This is a genomic window from Dyadobacter soli (assembly GCF_900101885.1).
Taxonomy (GTDB): domain Bacteria; phylum Bacteroidota; class Bacteroidia; order Cytophagales; family Spirosomataceae; genus Dyadobacter; species Dyadobacter soli.
Genome location: NZ_FNAN01000008.1, coordinates 83,115 through 106,859, shown reverse-complemented (window position 1 = coordinate 106,859; position 23,745 = coordinate 83,115). Strand labels below are relative to the sequence as shown.

General features: G+C 50.5%; 14 protein-coding genes. 11 read left to right on the top strand and 3 right to left on the bottom strand.

Annotated elements, in window-relative coordinates; all coding sequences use genetic code 11:
- Positions 1–85: 85 nt before the first annotated feature.
- From BLQ88_RS14170 to BLQ88_RS14160, 4 genes are all read left to right on the top strand, one after another.
- Positions 86–3,061 (top strand): glycosyltransferase family 117 protein, encoded by a 2,976-nt coding sequence (locus BLQ88_RS14170; protein WP_090150952.1) that lies wholly within the window; start codon positions 86–88, stop codon positions 3,059–3,061.
- Between the two features lie 370 nt (positions 3,062–3,431).
- Positions 3,432–3,563 (top strand): hypothetical protein, encoded by a 132-nt coding sequence (locus tag BLQ88_RS37360; protein WP_262485701.1) that lies wholly within the window; start codon positions 3,432–3,434, stop codon positions 3,561–3,563.
- An 87-nt stretch (positions 3,564–3,650) separates the two neighbouring features.
- The gene (locus tag BLQ88_RS14165) at positions 3,651–4,697 is read left to right on the top strand and encodes a DUF6973 domain-containing protein (RefSeq protein WP_143016849.1); all 1,047 of its coding nucleotides are present in this window, start codon (positions 3,651–3,653) and stop codon (positions 4,695–4,697) included.
- A gap of 93 nt (positions 4,698–4,790) precedes the next feature.
- Entirely contained in the window at positions 4,791–5,093 is a 303-nt protein-coding gene (locus BLQ88_RS14160; RefSeq protein WP_143016848.1) for a hypothetical protein, read from the top strand.
- 829 nt (positions 5,094–5,922) lie between these two features.
- Here the strand turns inward: BLQ88_RS14160 and BLQ88_RS14150 are convergent.
- The 3 genes from BLQ88_RS14150 to BLQ88_RS14140 all read right to left on the bottom strand — a co-directional run bounded on the left by BLQ88_RS14150 (position 5,923) and on the right by BLQ88_RS14140 (position 9,015).
- Complete coding sequence (locus BLQ88_RS14150; RefSeq protein WP_090150942.1) at positions 5,923–7,116, bottom strand: endonuclease/exonuclease/phosphatase family protein; 1,194 nt, start codon at positions 7,114–7,116, stop codon at positions 5,923–5,925.
- A gap of 126 nt (positions 7,117–7,242) precedes the next feature.
- Positions 7,243–8,403: a molecular chaperone DnaJ gene (dnaJ, locus tag BLQ88_RS14145; RefSeq protein ID WP_090150939.1), complete on the bottom strand. Its 1,161-nt coding sequence runs from the start codon at positions 8,401–8,403 to the stop codon at positions 7,243–7,245.
- A 39-nt stretch (positions 8,404–8,442) separates the two neighbouring features.
- Positions 8,443–9,015: a nucleotide exchange factor GrpE gene (locus BLQ88_RS14140; RefSeq protein WP_374754762.1), complete on the bottom strand. Its 573-nt coding sequence runs from the start codon at positions 9,013–9,015 to the stop codon at positions 8,443–8,445.
- A gap of 161 nt (positions 9,016–9,176) precedes the next feature.
- Between BLQ88_RS14140 and queG the strand changes: the two genes are divergently transcribed.
- From queG to BLQ88_RS14105, 7 genes are all read left to right on the top strand, one after another.
- Positions 9,177–10,124: a tRNA epoxyqueuosine(34) reductase QueG gene (queG, locus tag BLQ88_RS14135; protein ID WP_090150932.1), complete on the top strand. Its 948-nt coding sequence runs from the start codon at positions 9,177–9,179 to the stop codon at positions 10,122–10,124.
- A gap of 78 nt (positions 10,125–10,202) precedes the next feature.
- Positions 10,203–10,616 carry a DUF1761 domain-containing protein gene (locus BLQ88_RS14130; RefSeq protein ID WP_090150930.1) on the top strand — a complete coding sequence of 138 codons (414 nt, stop codon included), beginning with the start codon at positions 10,203–10,205 and terminating at the stop codon, positions 10,614–10,616.
- A 367-nt stretch (positions 10,617–10,983) separates the two neighbouring features.
- Entirely contained in the window at positions 10,984–14,079 is a 3,096-nt protein-coding gene (locus BLQ88_RS14125) for a SusC/RagA family TonB-linked outer membrane protein (protein WP_090150928.1), read from the top strand.
- An 18-nt stretch (positions 14,080–14,097) separates the two neighbouring features.
- Positions 14,098–15,642 (top strand): SusD/RagB family nutrient-binding outer membrane lipoprotein, encoded by a 1,545-nt coding sequence (locus tag BLQ88_RS14120; RefSeq protein ID WP_090150925.1) that lies wholly within the window; start codon positions 14,098–14,100, stop codon positions 15,640–15,642.
- Between the two features lie 4 nt (positions 15,643–15,646).
- The gene (locus BLQ88_RS14115) at positions 15,647–18,952 is read left to right on the top strand and encodes a VCBS repeat-containing protein (protein WP_090150923.1); all 3,306 of its coding nucleotides are present in this window, start codon (positions 15,647–15,649) and stop codon (positions 18,950–18,952) included.
- Positions 18,953–19,013: 61 nt separating this feature from the next.
- On the top strand, positions 19,014–22,325 hold the full coding sequence (locus tag BLQ88_RS14110) for a VCBS repeat-containing protein (RefSeq protein ID WP_090150920.1): 3,312 nt from the start codon (positions 19,014–19,016) through the stop codon (positions 22,323–22,325).
- A complete protein-coding gene (locus BLQ88_RS14105; RefSeq protein WP_090150918.1) occupies positions 22,325–23,629 on the top strand; it encodes a vanadium-dependent haloperoxidase in 1,305 nt (434 codons plus the stop codon). The genes BLQ88_RS14110 and BLQ88_RS14105 overlap by 1 nt, the downstream gene beginning before the upstream one ends.
- Positions 23,630–23,745: the final 116 nt, after the last annotated feature.

Genomic DNA, 23,745 nt, shown 5'->3' with positions numbered 1-23,745 from the left:
GGCCGATCATTGATAGAACTGCTCAAAAAGAGTCGCCATCTTTGCGCATTGTGCATATAACTTTTTCAAATTTACCGTCTTTCAGATGACCCGTTTCAGCCGTACAAACAACCTTACGGGTTGGATTGTCTTTGCTATTGCATTCATCACCTACGCCCTTACTGTCGAACGTACTGCCAGTTTCTGGGACTGCGGGGAATTCATAGCCTGCGCGTTCAAATTGCAGGTTCCTCACCCTCCGGGCGCACCTTTCTTCCTGTTAATCGGCCGCATTTTCTCCCTTTTCGCCATGGGCGATTTGCTGCAAGTAGCTTACTGGATCAACATGGTATCGGTGCTGAGCAGTGCATTTACGATCCTGTTCCTTTTCTGGACGATAACTTTGCTGGTGCGCAAGCTGGTCGCTAAAAATGATGAAGAGCTTACACAAGCCGATACGCTGCTCGTAATGGGAGCCGGTATCGTTGGTTCGCTGGCTTATACCTGGTCGGATTCATTCTGGTTTTCGGCAGTGGAAGCAGAGGTTTACGGTTTGTCATCGTTCTTTACAGCCATTGTAATCTGGGCTGTATTCAAGTGGGAGCGTATCCAGGACCCTGCGGCTGAGAACCGCTGGCTGATCCTGATCGCCTATCTCGTAGGACTTTCTATTGGTGTTCACTTGCTGAACCTCGTTACCATTCCGGCACTTGCATTGGTTTATTATTTCAAAAAATACCAGAAAGTCAGCGTCTTCGGTGGCATTATGGCTTTTGTGGGCGGTCTGGTTGTTCTCGGGATTATCAACTCGGGTATCATTCCGGGCTTGCCGAGCATTGCAGGTAAATTTGAGATATTCTTCGTCAATACTTTGGGATTGCCTTACAAATCGGGGGTAATCTTCTTCATTATATTGTTCATCGGTGCGCTGATCTGGGGAATCCGTTTTTCTCAGAAAAAAGGCAATGTGTTGCTGAACACAGGTTTGCTTTCTCTCGCATTTGTACTGATCGGCTATGCTTGTTACCTGATGGTACTCGTGCGTGCAGAGTACAACCCGCCTATTAACGAGAACAATCCTAATGACGTACTCAGCTTCGTTTCGTACCTGAAACGCGAGCAATACGGCAGCCGTCCGTTGTTGTACGGGCCGTCGTTCGTATCACGTCCGGTAAGCCAGAAACGCGGCGCGCCGATGTACCGCAAGCAGGATGGCAAATATGTGATCTACGATTATCGTCCGGAATACGAATATGAACCGGGTGCCAACATGCTGCTCCCGCGTATGTACAGCACGCAGCCGGGCCACCCGCAGTTGTACATGCAAATGACGGGTTTGGCGGAAGGCCAGAAGCCGACCATGGCGCATAACCTCTCGTTCATGTTCTCCTACCAGATCGGGCACATGTATTGGCGCTATTTCCTCTGGAATTTCGTAGGTCGTGAAAGCGACGAAGAAGGGGCAGGGAACATGACCCCATGGGATGTTTCGACCAAATACCCGGAGCCAATTGCGAAGAACAAGGCGCATGACAACTATTTTATGCTGCCGTTCCTGCTCGGATTGTTTGGTATTGTGATCTGCTATTTCCGCCAGAAACGCGACCTGCTCGTGCTAGGCTTGCTGTTTATCCTGACCGGCGTGGCATTGGTCGTTTACCTCAACTCGCCACCCACCGAGCCACGCGAGCGTGACTATATTTACGTGGGTTCATTCTATATTTTCTGTATCTGGATCGGCTACGGTGTTATCGCCATCGCGGATGCGATCAGTAAGTTTGTCAAAAGCGGTACGGCGAGAGCGGGTGTCGCTACGGCGGTCGGTTTGGTTGCGCCTGTCATTATGGGTGCCAAAGGTTGGGATAACCACAACCGCGACCACCGCTATCACTCGGTGGATTTTGCCAAAAACCTCCTGAACTCCTGCGCACCGAATGCGATCCTGTTCACAGGTGGTGATAACGATACATTCCCCTTGTGGTATGTGCAGGAAGTGGAAGGCTTCCGCACGGATGTACGTGTGTGTAATCTCAGCCTTCTCGGTACCGACTGGTACATTGATCAAATGAAGCGCCGCACTTATCAATCGGAGGCGCTGCCGATCTCGCTCGATAAAAACAACTACGCATTCGGAAAGAACGACATCGTGCCTTTCTATGAAATCCCGAGCGTGAAAGCGGGTATCAACCTGAAAGAATACATGGGTCTCGTGAAGCAGGAAAATAAGGCCATTCAGGTGCCTTTGACCAGCGGCGATATGACTTCCATTCTGCCATCGTCGGTATTGTTCCTTCCTGTGGACGCCGAGGCGGTGAAGAAAATGGGGATTATCAAAAACGACCTCATGCCATTCGTGAGCGACTCGATCAGCTGGACAATCGGTAAGGGAGATTTGTACAAATCCGACCTGATCATGCTCGATATCATTGCTTCCAACGACTGGAAACGTCCGATCTACTTCTCGTCGACCCTGGGCGGATCGAGCTATCTGAACCTGAAAGAATACATGCAGCTCGAAGGTTATGCATACCGCCTGTTGCCGGTGAAAGTACCGGGTGCAAGCGATGGTTATGTGAATGTGGATGTGATGTACAAAAATATGATGACTAAGATGTTCTGGCGCGAGCTCGATAATCCGAACACCTATTATGACAACACCTACCTCGGTTCGCCGGTAGCGACTGCGCGTATCGCATTCCTGCGCCTCACAGGCCAGCTGATCGCCGACGGCCGCAAGGAAGAAGCGAAAAAAGCCATCGAGCGCTCGCTGACCACCATGCCCGACAAGAGCATTCCATACGACCAGTTCTCGGCCAACTTCATAGGTCCGTTGTTCGACCTGGGAGAAACCAAAAAGGCCCTCGAAATAGCCGAAACAATGGCCACCCGAGCCGACGAAGTACTCACTTGGGCAAAAAACAACCCCACCACCCGCCGCCGCGACAGCAACGTGTACCTGTACATCATGCAAGTGATCGTCCAGGAATGCCGCGACGCCAAGCAGGAAGCCGTCGCAAAGAAATACGAGGCGATTTTCCAGAAGCACCTGGCTGCGTTTAATATGTATGGTGGGGGGCAGTAATATTTAAGTTATTGAAGTTCAAAGGGCGGCATTTGCGAAAGCAGATGCCGCCCTTTCTTTTTGTGCCTGTTTACATGGATTAACTTTTTCTACACGCTGCGCGATAAGTAATTATCAAGCAACCGGAAAAATTAGTTGCCGGTGGATAGATTTGATTCACTGAAAATCAGATAGTTAAATTGATGTGACCCGTTGGATAACTGCCATTATTTCCCAATGTTGGTCCATCCTCTACCATGAGCAAAACACGGCTTGCATATCTCTCCCGGAATCCTAACATTCGCCCAAATCAAAACCCCGCCGTAAGCTTGGTACCTGACGGGCGGGGTTGAGGTTCGAGTCAAATAGTCAACCAAAACCTTTCAAATGTATGAAGAAATGCATTGCCCGGCGCGCGGCGCTGGTGATTGCTTTTGCCTTTGTGTTTGGATGTAAAGACACGGGTGAAAAAGTAAATGTGTTGCCCACCGACGACTTCACCGTCGAGCAGGCTCAGAAATAGTACTCCGGGTTCCGTCAATCGGCTCGGAGTCTCGGTCAGCCGGATGACAAAGTTATCTGGGGCGCCGCGACGCAGCGGAAAGTGGCCGTGGAAGATGAAATTGTGGTAGCGCCGGTACTTTCAGGCAACTTCCTCGGCTGCCGCATTAAGGACGGACGAAAGGATAAGCGCAAGCCTGATGAAGAGAGCGTAGCCGGAAGGATCCAGCGGAACCTGGTCGTACGCAAAGTCCGCGGCAAGATTGAGGCTATGGAAATGCGTACCGTATTCGATGGGGACTACGAGCCGACGGTTAAGAACGGCAAGGTCGATCCCTCCAATTTTGAAGGGAAAGTTTACTTTTTCGATATGAGCGGAAAGCTGGTCAATGGACTGATTTACGAAGAAGGTAAGCAGGTAGCGACATTCGGGCCCAACAAAGGTGGCCGGACTTCCGACATGGTGGAAGTCTGCACGGATTGGTACCATCAAGGTTGTGTGGCCGGTTATGGGTGCTCTGGGTGGGTTTATCAGGAGACTACTTGTGAGATGGTGTATATTGGCCAAAGCTCAGGTGGGACAGGAACTGTTTGGTCGAATTCTCTGGATGTAGCATTAACAGGAGGAAGTGATGTCCTTTTTGAAGCCATGATGCAATTGCCTTATGTATCGGATCTATGGGCTAATCTGAACAATACGGAGAAAGAGTATTTCGAAAATAGGAAGTGGTTAATCCCACAAGCTGCATTCGCTCGTGGAACGGCAATAGCACTCACATTTTGGTTTTACTGTCAGGATGGAGATAACGGTAATTGGAACGCTTTCAAGCATGCTGTATGGACTGCGATTCTATGTATGCAATTTGGGACCTCCACGACTTTACAAATAACCAATAATCACGAGTTGGAGTCGCCTCCCAATCAACAGGAGATGGATCTACACAATAATGGCTTAGGTATTCAAATTTACAAGAGCATTAGTGCGTCCATTGCCAGTTTACCTGCAAACTCTCCAGGTCTCAAAATAGCCCTGATAGTAGATAATGTAATGGCGGCAATCAAAGTCGGGTTGGGTAAAAGGATACTTCCGGAAGAGCCTCTACCAGGGCAGACTCAAACTATGTTTTGGACAAATGGGACTAATCGATGCCATTGAGCAAACATGAATCTATTTAAAAGTTTTAAGAAATACATTAACAGTAGGCTTGTAAATAGCCTGCTGTTAATTGGGATAGCCTCGAGTTGTTCAATGGAGAAGGGAGAGTTTTATATTGTAGACGTGTCGAAAGCGCACACATTTACCGATTCAGCTTCGTTCCATCCCGATTGCTGTGTTGCGACTTTTGTTACCGGAACACTGGATGGACCTGCGTGGATATTGGTAGAGTATTATTCAAAAGGTGGTTTAATTGATAGCATCTATTTACCGAAAGGCAAGGTTAATATTGAGAATTCACACGGGGACTTTTACTGGCAAAGAAAGATAGTTGTCAAATATTTTCCGGGAGAAGCTAAAAAGGGAAGTTTGAAAATTAAGACTCTGATCTTTTGATATTCCCGATGAGACTGCAAAAAAAGTTGAAAAATAGACAATTATGGTCCTCATTCTGTGTTCTGCTCCTTCTTACGGACGCGTGTCGGCGGGAAGAAGATGGTGTATTCGAAATTACCGATCCATCCAAACCGCATGTCTTCTACGACTCTGCATTCCATAATGCTTTTTGCTGTGTGGATGCAACGGTTACGGGGCAAATTGACGGCACAGCAAAAATACAGCTCCAATACGTGCCGCAATCCGAGTATTGGGTCGGAGGTTTTGAATTAAAACCAGGTCGCATTGATTCGCTTCGGCTTAGACAGGATTTCTTTTATAAAAAATCAAGATCTATTATATTCCGGGAACGGCCAAAAAAGGTTATGTGAAAATTGTCACCAAAGTTCTTTGAGTAATGGGTCGATTTAAATGCATTGCAAAGCGCCTGTTTAGCAGGGATTGTGAGATATTATTCCATCGGTATAGCCACACAGGTTGCTCTTTCGAAGAGTGCGAGTTTTATATAACTGATCTATCCCAAAAGCATTACTTATAGCGTCCATCAGGGGATATTTGGATGGTACGGCCACGTTGGAGATCTATTATCCGGATATGGTTCATCGCGTGTGGACTTTTGAGCTCCCTGCTGGGCGTATCGATTCATCCGGCCGATGGGATTTCTACGGGAGAGAATTCGGATTGATTATGTTCCAGGAGCGGCTCAAAAAGGTCATCTAACAATCAAAACAAAAGTATTTTAAACACACAAGCGGTCTGGAACCCTCCAGGCCGCTTGTGTTAATGTGATTGTCTTTACTGATGTTTTGAGTAATAAGTGCTGTCTACCTTACTCAACCTTTAATCTAACCCAAACCAACCTATGATCCGAGCTCGACTCCCGCTTCTCCACCAGCTCCGCCATCGGCTCGCCTTTTGCGGGCCAGAAAACGCCGCTGTCGACGATTTGGAAGCCTTTGCGCGAAGGTAGCACGTAATCCGCGCGCATGCGCCAGAATGCCGTGTGATTTTTGGCAAATGCATTGGTGGGCGAATGCTCGGAACCGCCTTTGCTGGCGGGAGCGGTGTTGCCATTTACGGCCGGGTTGGAGATGAGCTGGCGGATGCCGTCGGCGATGGCATTACCTTCGTCCGGGGAGGCGTTTTGGTCACCTAGTATGACGAATGAGGCATTTGCGGCGAGGCCGCCTTTTTTGCCTTTGTCGTCATAAATGTAGTTTCCTTTGCCTTGGGTAATGTAGTCGTTCCAGAAGCGGATTTCGTCGTGGTTGCGCTTGCCGTTGCGGTCTTCCTTGCCGTCGAATGAAGGCGGGGTAGGGTGGCTGGCGAGGACGTGGATGGTTTTATTGCCGACTTTCACGGGAATGTCCCAATGCGATTTAGAAGAAAGCGGGAATTGCGCCCACGCCTCGGGTGCGTACCAGTCGGAGCCGTTTTCCTGGGTTGTTTTCAAGGCATCCGGCATGTCCTTCCATTTGAAATGCTGGAATGTGCGGATTGCTTTGGTGTCGATCGGGTAGCGGGATAGGAGCACCATTCCATATTGGCCCGGGTAATTACCGAACCCCCAGGCATCGGCGCCGAATTGTTCCGTTTTGCCGTTCCGGTCGAGGTCGTAAGGCGTCGGCTGGCCGGTATTGACGGTCGAATAGTAGTAATAGGGATAGTCGATGCCTTTCGCTCCATTCGAATCGTCTTTGAGATAACCCTTGATAAACTGCCCGACACCATCCGCGGGGTTTTTGACATAATCGAACTCGTTCAGCAAAATCACGTCCGGGCGGACAGTTTTGATGATCTGCGCGATGTTTTTGATCTGCTGGTTGGCGCCGGAAGCCAGTTCCTTGATCAATACCTTTTCCGAATTGCCCGGCGTGCCGCGTGGGAAATAGTTTTCGGCTTCCATACTCACATTATAGGTAGCAAATGTGAGCTCTGCCGGGTTGGTGGCAGTTTGTGCCGTCAGTTCCTGGCTGGCAAGTGCCGTACAAAGCAATGCGCCGGAAAGCAACAGAGATTTCATTGGGTGAATGTTTTTGGTTATTTAATGATCGATGATGAATCGCGGCGAACCGCTATTGGTGTCAAGCAAAAAGAGCCGCTCCGGTGACGAAGCAGCTCTTTTGGAATATTTATTGACCAGGCATGATCAATGGAAGAAATCTTTCATTTTATCAAAAAAGCCTTTCTCGTTTTTGCCCGGTTTCGGTTGGAAATTCGGCGAGTGACGGAGCGATTCGAGAGTCGAGCGCTCGTCAGAAGTCAGTTGTTGTGGCGTCCATACATTGATATGCACCAGCTGATCCCCTTTTCCGTAGCCGTTCAGGTCTTTGATACCCTTGCCTTTGAGGCGCAATATCTTGCCTGCCTGCGTTCCTGATTCGATGTTAATGCGCGCTTTGCCGTCGATGGTCGGTATTTCCATGGAAGTGCCGAGCGCGGCGTCGATAAAGCTCAGATGCATGTCGAACACGACGTTGTTACCATCTCTTTTCAGCAATGCGTCCTCTTCTTCCTCGATGACGATCAGCAGATCGCCCGCCATGCCTCCGCGCGCAGGAACGTTTCCTTTGCCCGACATCGAGAGCTGCATGCCTTCGGCCACACCACCCGGAATGTTCAGGGTAATGAGGTCGTCTTGCAGCAAGCGGCCTTCGCCTGCGCAGGAATCACAACGTTCGCTGATGATCTTGCCATCACCATTACAAGTAGGGCAGGTGGCGGTGGAAACCATCTGGCCGAGCATGGTGCTCACCACTTTGCGCACCTGGCCTGTCCCGTTACAACCGTTACAGTTGGTCAGCGATGTGCCGTTTTTGGCGCCATTGCCACCGCAGGTATTACAGGTAACGTGTCTTTTAACCTTTATTTTCTTCTCAACGCCATTCGCCACCTCTTCCAGGTTAAGCTTTAACTTAATCCGGAGGTCGGAGCCTTTGCGGACCCGACGGCCATTTCCGCCCTGGCGACCGAAAATGTCACCGAACGGACTGCTGTCCCCGAAAATATCTCCGAATTGTGAGAAAATATCGTCCATCGTAAAGCCGCCGCCGAAGCCGCCTGCCCCGCCGCCCGAAGCACCGCCTACGCCTGCATGCCCGAATTGGTCATAACGTGCACGTTTGTTCTCGTCGCTGAGAATGCTATATGCCTCCGCCGCTTCCTTGAACTTGTCTTCCGCGGTAGGATCGTCGGGGTTCTTGTCCGGGTGGAATTTGATCGCGAGCTTGCGGTATGATTTCTTGATTTCATCCGCGGAGGCGCCACGATCTACGCCAAGGACCTCGTAATAATCTCTTTTCTTTGCCATTTTTAATTACTGATGTATCCGTTAGGAAGGTTGAGCGTATTAGGCGCCTACGATTACTTTGGCGTAACGAATGACCTTGTCGTTCAGGTAATATCCTTTTTCAATTTCATCGATCACCTTTCCTTTCAGGTCTTCCGACGGTGCGGGGAACTGCGCGATGGATTCGTGGATTTCAGCGTCGAAATCAGCACCTTTCGATTCCATGGCTTTCAGGCCTTTGGATTCGAGGGCTTTATAAAGTTTGGTATAAATCAGGTCTACGCCTTCTTTAAGCGCGTCGATCTCGGTAGAAGACTCAAAAGAAACCTTGGCGCGTTCGAAATCGTCGACAATCGGCAGGATGAGTTTCACCGTATCGGCGCTTGCTCCTGAGATCATTTCCAGTTTTTCCTTGGCGGTACGGCGGCGGAAGTTTTCAAAATCTGCATAAAGACGCAGGTATTTGTCTTTCAGCTCGGCGATTTCAGCCTTAGCGGAATCCAATGGGTCCAATTTGGGCGCCTCGCCAGTAATCTCCTGCCCTGCATTGTCCAGCGGCACATTGTTGGAAATTTCGGAATTTTCTTCGTTTACCAGATTGTCAGTTTCCAATGAAGCTTTATCCTCGTTCATTTCGTAATTTTTGTCTTGATCTATGTTGAATTCTGTATTTTCTGGCATGGTCCTTCGCAGTTACGTGTCTTTTTGCAACAGCCATTTTACTCCTAAATTACTTTGCCACGGCTAAATTACTGACAAGATGGCATTTTACAATCAATTTGTAACTTTGCAACATGACGGCATCAGATATCGTACGGCAGGAGAGGAGTCGGTTTATCAAGGCAAAAGCGCTTGAATGCGGCTTCGATTTTTGTGGTATCTCAAAGGCGGAATTCCTCGAAAGCGAAGCCCCGCGCCTAGAAAAATGGCTTTCGCTGAATCATCACGGTGCCATGGCCTACATGGCCAACCACTTCGACAAGCGCCTCGATCCGACCAAACTCGTAGAGGGCGCGAAGAGCGTAATCTCCGTATTATTAAATTATTACCCCGAAGAACGCCTGCCGGAAGGCGAAGACGATCTCAAACTTTCCAAGTATGCCTACGGCACCGACTACCATTATATATTGAAGGAAAAGCTCGGCGCATTGCTCACAGCCATTCAGGAAGAGGTAGGTGAGGTAAATGGCCGCATTTTCGTCGATTCGGCGCCGGTAATGGACAAGGTATGGGCGGCCAAAAGCGGCCTCGGCTGGATCGGCAAGCATTCCAACCTGCTCAACCGGGAAATGGGCAGCTTTTTCTTCATAGGTGAGATCATCTGCGACCTCGATCTCGCGCCCGACAGCGCCACCGGTGATTATTGCGGTACCTGCACCAAATGCATCGACGCCTGCCCGACGGACGCCATTACCGGCCCGTTCGTGGTCGATGGCAGCAAATGTATCAGCTATTACACCATCGAATTAAAGGACGCGATACCTGAGGACGTGAAGGGTAAATTCAACAACTGGATATTCGGTTGCGATGTGTGCCAGGACGTCTGTCCATGGAACCGCTTCGCCCGTCCGCATACGACGGAGCAATTCAATCTACCCAAGGGACTTGCCGGCTTTTCCAACGGCGACTGGCGGGAAATTACCGAGGAAATATTCCGCGAAATATTCCGCCGTTCACCCGTAAAAAGGGCCAAATACGCCGGTTTGAAGCGGAATATCGAATTTGTCATAACCGATGAATAAAAAGCACAATTATTTCTGAAACCTCTTATATTTGGGCCGGGGAGTACCTTTCGATGACTGAATAAAATACTCAATACAATGAGAAAACAATCTGTCAATCTTTGGGCCGTGCTAGTATGTGTAGTGATAGGTCAGATAATACCAGCGTTGTGGTATAGCATATTTTCAGAACAATGGATGGCTTTGAACGGCTTCACGATGGAGCAGATCAAGTCGGCCGCCAGCCCGGCCCCTTATCTTGCCAGCATTGTCTCCACCTCCTTCATGGCCTACACCATGGCCTGGGTATTCACCAAAGTCCCCGTCAAATCGCTCATTATGGGCTTCCTCATCGGACTTCTGTTCGGTATTGTCTTCGTTTTGTTTGAAACGATCGTCAAAGACATGTTCTCCATGCGGGCGTTGGCGCTGTCCCTTATTAATGGCGGCGTGAGCGTGATCGTGTACGCACTCACCGGCGCAATCCTGGGCGTGTGGCGCAAGTACGAGTAGTTGCCTTTTTCACATCTTGATTTTATACTAGTCGATGCCGTGTATTGCCTTCGGCGTGTAGTACTTTTTTGTCGACATAATTATCGCTTCGGTTGACAATTTAATCGGCCCGCTGCGTTATCCAATCCAAAACCGAAAATGCCGAATGCGTGCTTGTGTTTCGAGCACGCACGCTGCGTGGATTGGGGATATTAATTGTATTAAAGACAAATAATATTCTAAAAACAGGCAAATTATGCGTTTTAAATGCTTTTGTAATCTTATTGTTCGAAATATTAGTATAGTGCAATTAAAAATGGCGGAATAAGTTGCTTGTTTGATTTAATAGGATTAAATTTCTATTAAATTTCACAAACCCAATTTACTTATGCGCAACGCTTTACAGTGTGTGCTGCTGACATTCGTGTTAGCAGTGCTATTTGTTAACGCATCACGCGCCCAGGACCGGCAGGTTACGGGGAAAGTGAGCGATGAGAATGGCACCGGGCTCCCGGGAGCCAACGTCCTGATCAAAGGGACTACGAGGGGAACGAATACGGATGCGGAGGGAAATTTCAGCTTGAATATGAGTGGTGCGGCAACGCTTATCGTGTCTTCGGTAGGCTACACATCCAAGGAAGTGGCAGTATCGGCCAACATGACTAACGTAACGGTTTCGATGGACGCCGATGTGCGTAACCTGGGCGAGGTGGTGGTTACAGCACTGGGTATCAGCAAAGAACAAAAAACGCTGAGCTACGCAACCCAGATGATCAATACCGACAACTTTTCAAAAGCGCGCGAGCTCAACGTCGCCAACTCTCTTTCCGGTCGTGTGGCCGGGTTGGATATTGTGCGTTCGTCGTCGGGCGTGGGCGGTTCCAGCCGGATCGTTTTGCGCGGGGACCGGTCTATTACCGGCAATAACCAGGCGCTGATCGTCGTGGACGGGGTGCCGATTGATAATTCTAATTTCAGTCCCGGTAACGCCAACGGTGGTCGCGACGCAAGCGACGGCCTTTCGAGCATCAACCCCGACGATATCGAATCTATTAACGTATTGAGGGGGGCGTCGGCAACAGCTTTGTACGGAAGCCGGGCGGCGAATGGTGCATTGCTGATCACTACAAAAAAAGGTGCGGTACGGAAGGGAATCGGCGTGAGCATCAACAGTACTTTCCAGGCTGAGCGGGCTATCATTCTTCAGGACTTCCAAAACGTATATGGCCAGGGTGTGGATGGCAACAAGATCCAGCAAAACAGTGAATTCAGTTGGGGACCTAAAATGGACGGACAGCAAGTGCCGGCATGGGGTCCCGATCCTGCAAACGTGGGAAAGACCTATGCCTATTCACCGAACCCCGATTCGTATAAGGACTTCTATTCGACCGGAACTTCCATTGCAAATTCAGTTTCACTGACGGCAGGAAACGAAAAGGTGCAGACCTATTTTTCCTACACCAATACCTCGGCAAAAGGGATCGTGTCTAACAACAAACTGGGCCGTCATAACTTTAACCTGCGTTTGTCGAGCCAGATCACCAGCAAACTGAGCTTCGACGGCAAGGTGACCTATCTGAGTGAAAAAATCGAAAACCGGCAACAGACGGGTGAAGCATTCGCCAATTTGCAACGCCACATTCTGCGCTTGCCAAGAAGCATTTCGCTCGATCAGGCGAAGCAATTCGAGTACATCGTACCGGCAACAGGGCGGGTCCGGCAAAATTACTGGAACCCCGGTTCAAACGGCGGGCAAAATCCCTACTGGATCAAAAACCGGGTACTTGCGCTCGATAACCGCGACCGCATTTACGGTTTCACGCAGTTGAATTATAAAATAACAGACTGGTTTACGCTCATGGGTCGGGCGGGATACGACAAATACATCGATAAGTTTGAAGGTAAATGGTACACCGATACCTATACGATTGCCGATTTTGGTGATTATCAAACCAACTGGCGCGATAATTCAGAGTTGAACCTGGATTTGTTCGGGTTGGTTAGCAAGCAGTTCGGCGAGGATTTCAGATTGGAGGCGACGGTTGGTGGAAATATTTTGAAAAGAGATTACATCAACCATCAGACCCTTAACAACCAGTTGAACCGCGACAACCTGTTTGTTACAACGAATGCCAGAAACTCGGTAACCAACCGTTCGGTAGCGCAGACCCGCAAACAGGGCGTATTTGCATCTGCGGACTTTATCTGGCGCGATGCGCTCACCATTTCCGGCTCAGCCAGGAACGACTGGTCGTCTACCTTGCCCGAGGCAAACCAATCCTACTTCTTCCCGTCCGTTGGCGTGGCGGCCGTGCTGACGAGCCTTTTCAACTTACCACAGGCTATTTCGTTTGCGAAGCTCAGAGGAAGTTACGCGCTCACGGGTAACGATGCAGCACCTTATTTGCTGCTTCAAACCTACTCGTTCATCGCGGGAGGTACTTCCGGCTACATTGTACGCGACAATATCAAGCCGTTCCCTGTCCTGAAACCTGAAATGACGACCGCGCAGGAAATAGGCCTCGAAGCTAAGTTCCTCAACAACCGTATCGGCTTTGACCTGACCTTGTATAATAGCAACTCTAAAAACCAGCTATTCCAGGTGCCGCTGTCGCCGGCGTCCGGTTGGAGTTTCGAATATATCAATGCGGGGAATGTCCGAAACCAGGGTATCGAGCTCATGTTGAACCTGGTTCCGGTCAGAATGGGTGACTTTACCTGGAATCTGGATCTGAATTATGCGAGGAATGTGAATAAACTTATCAAATTGTCGGACCGCATCACGACGCTGACACTCGCAAGTGATTTTATGAACTTCATGCGGGCCGAAGAAGGTAAAGCTCTTGGCCAGATTTATAGCCGCGGTTACCAGCGCGATGCCCAGGGCCGGATCATCGTAGGTACCAATGGGATTCCGCTTGTAACGTCGAACACGACGGTCCCGCTCGGAACATCCCGGCCGTCATGGACAGGCGGTGTTACCAACCGTTTCTCTTATAAAGGAATCAATTTCAGCTTCCTCGTCAGTGGAAGGATCGGCGGTGTGGTAACATCGTTCACCAATGCGGTAACTTATGCGGATGGTGTGACCGAGGAAACACTGGCCGGACGCGAAGGGATGGTCGTCGAAGGTGTGCAGGCCGATGGCAGTCCTAACACCGTGAAAACCACAGCTGAGGCATACTGGAAATTTGTAGGAGGCCGGAACACGCCGATCGGCGAAGCATTCACGTACAGCGCATCCAACATTCGTATGCGGGAAATGACGCTCGGGTACAGTTTGCCGCAAGGCATTATCGGTAAGTCGGTTTTCCAGAATGCTTCATTGTCGCTCGTAGGACGTAACCTGTTCTTTATCATGAATAAAGCAAAAGGGTTTGATCCCGAGCTGGTTGCGGGCTCGGCAAATACAACGGTTGGACTTGAATCGTTTTCGATGCCGGCTACCCGCTCAGTGGGTGTAAACCTTACTCTTACATTCTAATCGAAAATCAGGAAAGCGATGAAAAGGAAATATCAAATATTAGCACTGGCGCTCCTGGCATCCGTTGCCGTGGGAACCTATTCCTGCACGGGTGATTTCGAGGAGATCAACACGAACAAAACGAAGCTCACCGAACTGGACGAGCTGGGTACGGAGAATGCGTTCGCAGCCGCCCAGTACCGTACCATTCAGGCAAGCTGGCAGACATTCCAAAGCCTATTTGCCGATTTGCAAGGGCAATACTTTGCGAATATCGCCCAAAACTTCTCCTCGGACAGAAATGTAATGGTGGGCAACTGGCTCAATGGCGCGTGGAGCGGTTTCTATGGTACGGCGGTGCCTGCATTGATAGGCGTTCTGGAAAATACCGGTCCGCAAGGCAAGTATCCCAACCCTGGCAAATTCGCAATGGCCAATATCTGGAAAGTTTATATGTACCTGCCGCGTACCGATTACTGGGGCCCGATTCCCTACTCACAGGTGGGTAACGGAGGGCCGGACGTTCCCTATGACTCTCAGGAAGCCATTTACAAGGATTTTCTGACAACCCTGAAAACTTCCACCGATGCTTTGCAGGCATTCAAGGGGAAAAAAGTTTTCGACGCGGTCGACCAGATCTACGCCGGGGATGTGGATAAATGGATATTGTTTGCGAACACGCTGCGCCTGCGTATCGCGATGCGCATTTCCAAAGTAGAGCCTGCATTGGCGAAGACCGAAGCCGAAGCGGCTGTGGCAGGAGGTGTTTTGACAACCAATGCCCACGACGCATTCCTGAAAGTGACTGCCAACTCCTTCAACCCGATGAACCAGGCCACCGCGTGGAACGAGTTCCGGATGAGCGCAGCGATGGAAAGCGTGCTGAAAGGATATGTGGACCCCCGAATGAGCAGGTATTTTGCACCTATCCCCGGAACGAGCAATTTCAAGGGACTGCGAAATGGATATACGCAGGGGGAACTGGGCGCTGCCGAAAACAATGCTGGCGCGACTTCCAATGTGGCCGATGCATTCCTGCCCGGTGTGCAGGCAACAAACCCTTTCGCGATCATGTATGCTTCCGAGGCTTACTTCTTGCGCGCAGAAGGTGCATTGAAAGGCTGGGCAATGGGAGGAACGGCGAAAGAGTTTTATGAAAAAGGCATTGAAACGGCATTCAAGCAATGGGGGATCAATGATGCGGCGGTGATCACGGCCTACACCAATGGCGTGACTACACCCATCGCATTGAACGACATGGCGAAAACGCCGGCATTGTCGGACATCCCGGTGAAATTCTCTGCCGATCCGGCCAAGCAATTGGAACAGATCATCACACAGAAATGGCTCGCTAATTATCCCAATGGTCATGAAGCCTGGGCTGAGTACCGCCGTACAGGTTATCCGAAACTCTACGCCCGGATCAATTCCGACAACCCCGATTCGCCCAAGGATGCAGTGGTAAGGCGCACGCCTTTCGTAATCGGTGAGCAGCAGACGAATGCCAAGGCGGTTACAGACGCCATCTCCAAACTTGGCGGCGAGGATAAATCCAGTACTCGTTTGTGGTGGGATAAACCGTGAGTATATGCGTAAAATAATGGTACTGCTGGCCCTGCTTTCGGGCTGCAAGAACGACGAGAAGCTCTTTACATTACTCGACGCCGGCAAGACCGGCGTCGATTTTAATAATTATATCGATGAGGACGAAGAAAACAACGTGCTGCGGTATGGCTATTTCTACAATGGCGGAGGCGTGGCGGCGGCGGATTTTAATAATGACGGGCTGATCGACCTCTATTTCACCGGTAACATGGTGGCCAATAAGCTGTACCTCAACCGCGGCGAAATGGAATTCGAGGATGTTTCTGAAAAATCGGGGACGGGATTGAATGAGGGATGGAAAACCGGGGTGTCGCTGGTGGACATTAATGACGACGGCTGGGTGGATATTTTCGTGAGCCGCGCAGGCGCACAGGACCCGCGCCTGCGTACGAAGCTGCTCTACATCAACAACGGCAAAACAGCCGACGGTATCCCGATTTTTACCGAAAAAGCAGCCGAATATGGGCTGAACGACGCGTCCTACACCACACAGGCAGTGTTCTTCGACTACGACCGCGACGGCGATGCGGATTGTTTCCTGCTCAACCATTCGTTGCAGGAATATGCCGGGTTCAGTAACCTGCTCGCTAATTATCGTCAGCAGCGCAATGAGGCATACGGCAACAAACTGCTGCGGAATGATGGAGGGAAATTTACCAATGTGACCGACTCCGCCGGCATCGTCTCCAATGTGCTGAGCTTCGGACTGGGTGTGAATGTGAATGATTTTAACAACGACGGCTGGCAGGATCTCTACATTGCCAACGACTACAATGAGAACGATTACCTCTACCTGAATGAAAGAAACGGCAAGTTCCGGGAGGTGATCCGCGAAGCGACGGGGCACGTGTCGCTGTTTTCGATGGGTACGGATGCGGCCGATATCAATAACGACGGCCTGATGGATGTTTTGACGCTGGATATGCTGCCGGATAACAACGAGCGCATCAAGCTAACGTCCGGTGACGATAACTACGACAAGTACCAGCAATTGCTCCGCGCAGGTTTCCACGACCAGAGCATGCGCAACATGTTACAGCTGAATAACGGCGTCAACGCGAACGGCGTCCCCGTTTTCAGCGAGATAGGCCAGCTCGCGGGTATTTCCAATACCGATTGGAGCTGGGCCGCATTAATGGCCGATTTTGACAACGACGGCTGGAAGGATATATTCATTTCAAACGGCTATGCGCGGGATTATACCAATATGGAATTCCTGAAATACTCGGCCGACAAGCAGGTGGAGCACAATCAGGCGAGCAACTCGCCGAAGCAAATGGAGATCATCGCGCAAATGCCCCCCATCAACGAGCCGGACTACATTTTCCAGAATCAGAAAAATCTCACATTCGCCAAACGCATCAAGGAATGGGGTTTTGAAAAAAACAATCAATCGAACGGTGCCATCTACGCCGACCTCGACAACGACGGCGACCTTGACCTGGTGACGAACAATGTGAGCCAGAAGGCATTCATTTACCGCAACAATGCGGAGAAGGTGCTTACCGGCAATGCGTCCCTGCGCGTGAAGCTGTCATCACCCAAATATGCCTGGCTCGCCGGCGCGAAGGTTACATTATATGGCGATTCGCTGACGCAAACGCAGAATTTCATTCCGGTTCGCGGGTTCCAGTCGGCGCAGTGGGATGCGCTGCATTTCGGCCTGGGCGGTAATTCGCGGATCGATTCGCTGGTCGTCAACTGGGCGGACGGCAGCCGGCAGGTATTGAAAGGCGTTAGCGCAAAAGAGGTAACGCTCCGCTATGCCGATGCCCGCAAAACTTCGGAATCATCTCCTGCTCCTTCGCCATTGTGGGAGCCGGCTTCGCTTATCGACTTCACGCATACGGAGGAAGCGCGCAACGATTTTCGCATTCAGACGCTGCTGCCAACGGTACTCAGCTATCATGGCCCGCATTTGGCACAAAAAGACATTAACGGCGATGGTACCGACGATTTCTACATCGCGGGAGCCCGTGGGCAATCGGGCGCGCTGTTTCTGAGCGGTAATAGCGCATTCCGCAAGTCGCCACAGTCTGCATTCGAGGCCGACGCTGCATTTGAAGATGCCGATGCCGAGTTTTTCGACGCGGACGGTGACGGCGACCAGGATTTGCTGGTAACCAGCGCCGGTTATGAGCTCAATGCGGACGACCGGCTGCTTTTGCCACGCCTGTATCTGAATGAAAAAGGGGTATTTAAAAAGGCGCCGTTTCCCGCTGTTGGGCCTAATGCAGCTGCGGTAGCGGCGGCAGACGTTGATAAGGACGGCGATATTGATGTTTTCCTGGGCTCGCGGGTGACGCCCGGCCGCTTCCCGGAAAGCCCGGGAGGTGTGTTGCTTACCAATAACAGCAAAGCTGCATTCACGGATCAGACCGGTAAACTTGCTGCGGAGCTTCGTAATGCAGGAATGATCACGGATGCGGCATTCGAAGATCTCGACAAAGATGGTTTCCCGGAACTCATTCTGACGGCAGACTGGATGCCTGTGCAGGTTTTTAACAATACCAAAGGTAAGCTGACCAATGCGGGCCAGAAATGGGGTGTCGCAAGCCTGCAAGGCTGCTGGAATGCATTACACCCTGCGGACCTGGACGGAGATATCGATACCGACTTTGTGGTTGGAAATATGGGTGTAAACTCGCAGTGGAATATTACATCGCCCGGTGGTTTGGAGCTATATGCGGCTGATTTTGATAAGCTTAATCGGATTGTTCCGGTAGTAGCCCTTAGCGAGCAGAACAGGCAATATCCCTACGCCAGCCGTGACGAGCTGCTGGATCAAATCCCTTCATTAAAAAAGAAATACCCTGATTACGTCAGTTACTCCAAAGCCACATTGGCCGAAATGCTATCCGATGAAAAGCTGAAAAGTGCCGGGAAGTTTACGGTCAATGAGTACCGGACAGGCATTCTGGAAAATAAGAACGGAAAGCTGGTCTTCCATGCATTGCCTGTCGAAGCGCAGTTTGCTCCCGTGTACGCCATTGCAGTGCACGACATGGATGGCGACGGCAAGCAGGACATTGTTTTGGGAGGAAATGCCAGGCAAGCCAGGGTGAGAATGGGCAAAAGCGACGCAAGCCTTTTGCAAGTGTTTGTAAATAGCGGTGCATTGAAATTCGATTATTTGCCGCAACAAAAAAGCGGTTTTTATGTGCATGGCGATGTACGTGCATTGGCCGTCGTGCAGGCGAACGGCGGAAAATATTTGCTGGGAGCTATGAATAATGCGCCATTAGTTGCCTACCGTTCCAAATCCCAAAAAATAATTTCCATGAAATGATACAAAAGCATTAGAAAATATTATTTTTCCTATCGCTTTCTTTTCTATCACGGCACTTTCAATGAATAATAAGCGTCGCCTGCTGTACCTGCTGCATGCTGTTCTGTTTTTGACCCTGCATTTTACCCGGGCCCTGGCGCAAGGGCCGCTGTTCCGTCTGCTCGAAGGCAAACAAACCGGCGTTGATTTCGTAAACCCCGTCAGTGAAACCGAGGGCCAGAATGTGATGTCGTACGAATACTATTACAATGGCGGGGGAGTGGCTGTGGGTGACATTAATAACGACGGTTTCGACGACCTTTTCTTCACCTCGAACATGGGCTCCAATAAGCTTTACCTGAACCTGGGCGCGAAAGGGCAGAAGTTGAAATTCAAAGACATTACCGCCTCGGCGGGCAAAGGGCTGGAAGGAAGGAAAGGAGGCTGGAAAACCGGCGTGACAATGGCTGACGTGAATGGCGACGGCTTGCTCGATATCCACATTTGTTACTCGGGCAAGGTGAAGGATGAAGACCGGAAGAACCAGCTTTTTGTCAACCAGGGTAACCTCAGATTCGTTGAACAGGCGAAGGAATACGGGCTCGACAATATCAGTTACAGTACCCAGGCGGCTTTTTTCGATTACGACAACGACGGCGATCTGGATATGATGCTGCTCAATCATACCACCAAAAAGATCGATAATATGGAGCTCGCCAAGTTCCGTACGCAGACGGACGAGCTCGCAGGTAACAAGCTTTTTGAAAACCAGAAAAACCATTTCACAGAGGTTACCCAAAAGGCGGGCATTCACCAATATCCCCTCACGTTCGGGCTGGGTATTGCGATTGCGGATGTGAACCAGGACGGCTGGCAGGACATTTACGTCACCAACGACTACAACGAGCCCGATTACCTCTACATTAACAACCACGACGGCACTTTCAAAGACGCCACGCGCCAGTATTTTCGGCATTTAGCCCAGTTTTCGATGGGTATCGACATCGCCGATTTCAACAACGACGGCCTGCCGGATATCATGTCGCTCGATATGCTGCCCGAGGACAACCAGCGCCAGAAGCTGCTTCAATTGCAGGAGAACTACGAAGCATTCGAATTGATGGTGCGGCAGGATCTGCAAAAGCAGTATATGCGCAATATGTTGCAGCTCAACAACGGCGACGGCACTTTCAGCGAAATCGCCCAGTTTGCCGGGGTTTCCAATACCGATTGGAGCTGGACGCCGCTTTTCGCCGATTTCGACAACGATGGTTTTAAGGATCTTTTTGTGTCAAACGGTTATCTCAGGGATTATACCAATAAGGATTTTCTGAAATACTGGGGCGATTACAAGATCAAAAGGGCCGTCGATAAGGAGCCGTTTCAACTAATGGACCTGGTAAAGGCAATGCCGTCGACAGCGCTTGCCAACTATATTTTCAAAAATAACCGCGACCTCACATTCGCCAATATGCAGGAGCCCTGGGGCCTGGGACACGCGTCGGTTTCGAGCGGCGCCGTGTATGCCGACCTGGATAACGACGGCGACCTCGATCTGGTGGTCAACAACATCAATGAGCCTGCATTTATATACCAAAACACAGCCAGCGATTCGAAAAACCTTCACTGGCTGCAACTTAAACTGAAACAGGATGGTGCCAATGCCGCCGGAGTAGGAGCGAAGGTTTATCTCAAAAACAAGGGAACGCTCCAATACCAGGAAGTAAACCCGAACCGCGGGTATCTCTCGTGTACGCCCCTGCGTCTGCATTTCGGGCTCGGTGAAGCGGCGGCGGTTGATACGGTAAGAATCCTCTGGCCGGATGGTACGAGCCAAATCCTCGAAAATGTGAAAAGTAACCAGTTGCTGGTCGCAGAAAAGAGCAGTAGCAAGGCTGGCGGGCAGGAAATCACTTCAAAAGCATTGTTTCAAAAACAGGTCCCTGCGATCGCGTATCAACATGAAGGTTTCAGTGAAAACGATTTCAAACGTCAGCCGCTGATGCTTTCGATGTATTCGCAAACGGGACCGGTGGTGGCGAAAGGCGATGTGAACAAGGATGGGCTCGACGATATTTTCGTGAGCGGAGATCAGAATAAGCAGGCCAGGATATGGTTGCAGGAGCAAGACGGCACGTTCCGCGAAATGCCGGGTTTTGCAGTGGGCGATGAAAACACGTCTGCGATTTCGGCCGCGGTGTTTTTCGATGCCAATGCTGATGGTTTTGACGATTTGTACCTTGCCAAAGGCGGCTATTCGCTTTTTGAGCCCAATACGGTTTCGCTGCAAGACGAGTTGTTCCTGAGCGATGGCAGGGGCGGATTGAGCTTGTCGGTATTGTCGCTGCCGAATCTGAAGGCCAGCAGCAAGTCGTGCGTGCGACCTTATGATTTCGATAATGATGGCGACCTCGACCTGTTTGTAGGCGGGCGCATTATCCCCGGTCGTTACCCGGAAGCGCCCGCATCCTTTTTATTGGTGAATGACGGAAAAGGCCGGTTCGAAACCCGCGAATCGCCATTCTTCAAAATAGGGATGGTAACCGACGCGCAATGGGGCGATTTGAACGGTGACGATAAAGCCGAGCTGGTGATAGTCGGGGAAATGATGCCGGTGAAGGTTTTTAGTTTTAATGGAAAAGATTTTGAAGATAGAACAACCGGTTTTTTCAAAAATGAGGAGAGCGGTTTTTGGAATACTGTTCAAATACTAGACCTGGACAGCGACGGAAAGCCCGATATCCTGGCCGGTAACCTGGGCTTGAACTCGCAAATCAAAGCCTCCGAAAAAGAGCCCGCAGAACTGTATTTCGCCGATTTCGACAAAAACGGGTCCATCGATCCCTTCTTTAATTTTTATGTACAAGGCAAATCCTACCCGTTTGTAAGCCGCGACGAGCTGAATGATCAGATTTACCCGATGCGCAAAAAGTTCTCTTTCTACCGCGACTACGCCAATGCAACCATGCAGGAGATCATCCCGCCCGCCGAACTCGAAAAGGCAGGCAAGGTCGAAGCGCGCGAACTGCGTACGGTCTGCTTCATGAACCGCCAGGGCAAATTTGAAAAGTTTGCCATGCCTACGCGTGCGCAATTCGGCCCCGTATGCGCGATCCTGAGCGGTGATTACAATCACGACGGGCTGAAAGACCTGCTGCTTTTAGGTAACAAAAGCGATAACCGGCTGAAACTGGGGAGTATGGATGCCAATTACGGTAGCCTTTTCGCCGGAGATGGCAAGGGTGGCTTCCGCTTTGTGGAGCAGGCCAGTGCCGGGCTTTCGGTGATCGGCGATGTGAAATCAGCCGTGCAGATCAATATCGGTAACCAGCCGTTTCTGGTAATCGGCGCATTCAATGAGCCATTGCAGTTTTATAAAAATTCCCGAAAGTAATGCGCCGTACCCTTCTCTTCCTTTTGATGTTAGCTCAACCTGTTTTTGCTAAACCGGAGCTGGGCAAGCATTTACAGCCAGCCGTTTTCTCGGTAACCATGGTCATGATTCATGATGTGGTGAATCCGCCTGCTGCCAGTCGGTTTTATACCTATTGCCTCCTGGGCGCGCATGAGATCGTGGCGCGGAGTAACCAGCAGATCGTCGCGCCGACGGCATTTACCAAAAGCATTAGCCCGGTTGCCATCGAAACGAAAGACTACGATTATCAGATCGCGGCATTGTATTGCATTCTGGAAACGGGGCGGCTGATTATTCCGTCGGGATACATGCTGGAAGAGGACCAGAAAAAGCTGATCATCGCATTGCTGCGCGAAGGTTACCCGCAGGCAACGATCGACAAGTCCGTTGCCGCGGCAAAGGAAGTGGCGAAGAAGATCGCGGCAGACGCGAATACCGACGGCTATCTCAAACTCAGTACCCGCCTGCGGTACCGCCCGAAGCGAGGTGAGGGATTTTGGTACCCGACCCCGCCGGGCTACATGGAAGGTGTGGAGCCGCATTGGAAAACGATCCGTCCGGTACTCATCGATTCATGCGATCAGTTTGTGCCCAAACCGCCGGTGGAATTCAGCAAAGATAGCACGAGCGCGTTTTACAAGCTGGCGAAAGAGGTTTATGAGGTAGGTAAAAACTTGACTGATCAGCAGCGTTTCATCGCTTCTTACTGGGATTGCAACCCGTTTGCGATCAATACTTCGGGGCATATGAATATCGGTTTCAAGAAAATCAGCCCGGGCGGGCACTGGATGAACATCACGGGCATTGCTACCACCAAAGCCAACCTGGATCTCGACAAAGGCATTATGGTACATTCCCTCGTGGCTGCGACCCTGATGGACGCATTTATCAGTTGCTGGGACGAAAAGTACCGGAGCAGTCGCGTACGGCCGGAAACGGTTATCAACCGGAGCTTCGACCCCAAATGGCAACCTTTGCTGCAAACCCCGCCTTTCCCGGAATACACCAGCGGGCACAGCGTGGTGTCGACAGCCGTGGCCGAAACATTGACTTTCCTGCTCGGCGACAATTTCGCCTTCCGCGACGACACCGAAGTGATATTTGACCTCCCTGCGAGGGATTTCAGGTCGTTCAGGCAGGCATCGGAGGAGGCTGCCATTTCGCGGCTGTATGGCGGCATTCATTACCGCGACGCGATCGAGAACGGCCAGGCGCAGGGCAGGGCATTGGGTGATTTTATTATTGAAAAACTCAAAAAGGCGGGCGTAAAGCCGGCAATCTGACAATTTCTGAAATGCCGGAAGTTGAATGTGATCTGAAAATAGTAGTTTTGGGTTCTTAAAAACTCGCGTGTTCCGCAAATAATGATCAGATCGTTTGCCGCTTGCTTATTGGTTTT

What these genes read in the sequence shown, in the direction of transcription:
- BLQ88_RS14170 (WP_090150952.1), top strand. Translation starts at nt 86, where the DNA reads ATGACCCGTTTCAGCCGTACAAACAACCTTACGGGTTGGATTGTCTTT.
- BLQ88_RS37360 (WP_262485701.1), top strand. Translation starts at nt 3,432, where the DNA reads ATGAAGAAATGCATTGCCCGGCGCGCGGCGCTGGTGATTGCTTTTGCC.
- BLQ88_RS14160 (WP_143016848.1), top strand. Translation starts at nt 4,791, where the DNA reads ATGGAGAAGGGAGAGTTTTATATTGTAGACGTGTCGAAAGCGCACACA.
- BLQ88_RS14150 (WP_090150942.1), bottom strand. Translation starts at nt 7,116, where the DNA reads ATGAAATCTCTGTTGCTTTCCGGCGCATTGCTTTGTACGGCACTTGCC.
- dnaJ (WP_090150939.1), bottom strand. Translation starts at nt 8,403, where the DNA reads ATGGCAAAGAAAAGAGATTATTACGAGGTCCTTGGCGTAGATCGTGGC.
- BLQ88_RS14140 (WP_374754762.1), bottom strand. Translation starts at nt 9,015, where the DNA reads ATGAACGAGGATAAAGCTTCATTGGAAACTGACAATCTGGTAAACGAA.
- queG (WP_090150932.1), top strand. Translation starts at nt 9,177, where the DNA reads ATGACGGCATCAGATATCGTACGGCAGGAGAGGAGTCGGTTTATCAAG.
- BLQ88_RS14130 (WP_090150930.1), top strand. Translation starts at nt 10,203, where the DNA reads ATGAGAAAACAATCTGTCAATCTTTGGGCCGTGCTAGTATGTGTAGTG.
- BLQ88_RS14125 (WP_090150928.1), top strand. Translation starts at nt 10,984, where the DNA reads ATGCGCAACGCTTTACAGTGTGTGCTGCTGACATTCGTGTTAGCAGTG.
- BLQ88_RS14120 (WP_090150925.1), top strand. Translation starts at nt 14,098, where the DNA reads ATGAAAAGGAAATATCAAATATTAGCACTGGCGCTCCTGGCATCCGTT.
- BLQ88_RS14115 (WP_090150923.1), top strand. Translation starts at nt 15,647, where the DNA reads ATGCGTAAAATAATGGTACTGCTGGCCCTGCTTTCGGGCTGCAAGAAC.
- BLQ88_RS14110 (WP_090150920.1), top strand. Translation starts at nt 19,014, where the DNA reads ATGAATAATAAGCGTCGCCTGCTGTACCTGCTGCATGCTGTTCTGTTT.
- BLQ88_RS14105 (WP_090150918.1), top strand. Translation starts at nt 22,325, where the DNA reads ATGCGCCGTACCCTTCTCTTCCTTTTGATGTTAGCTCAACCTGTTTTT.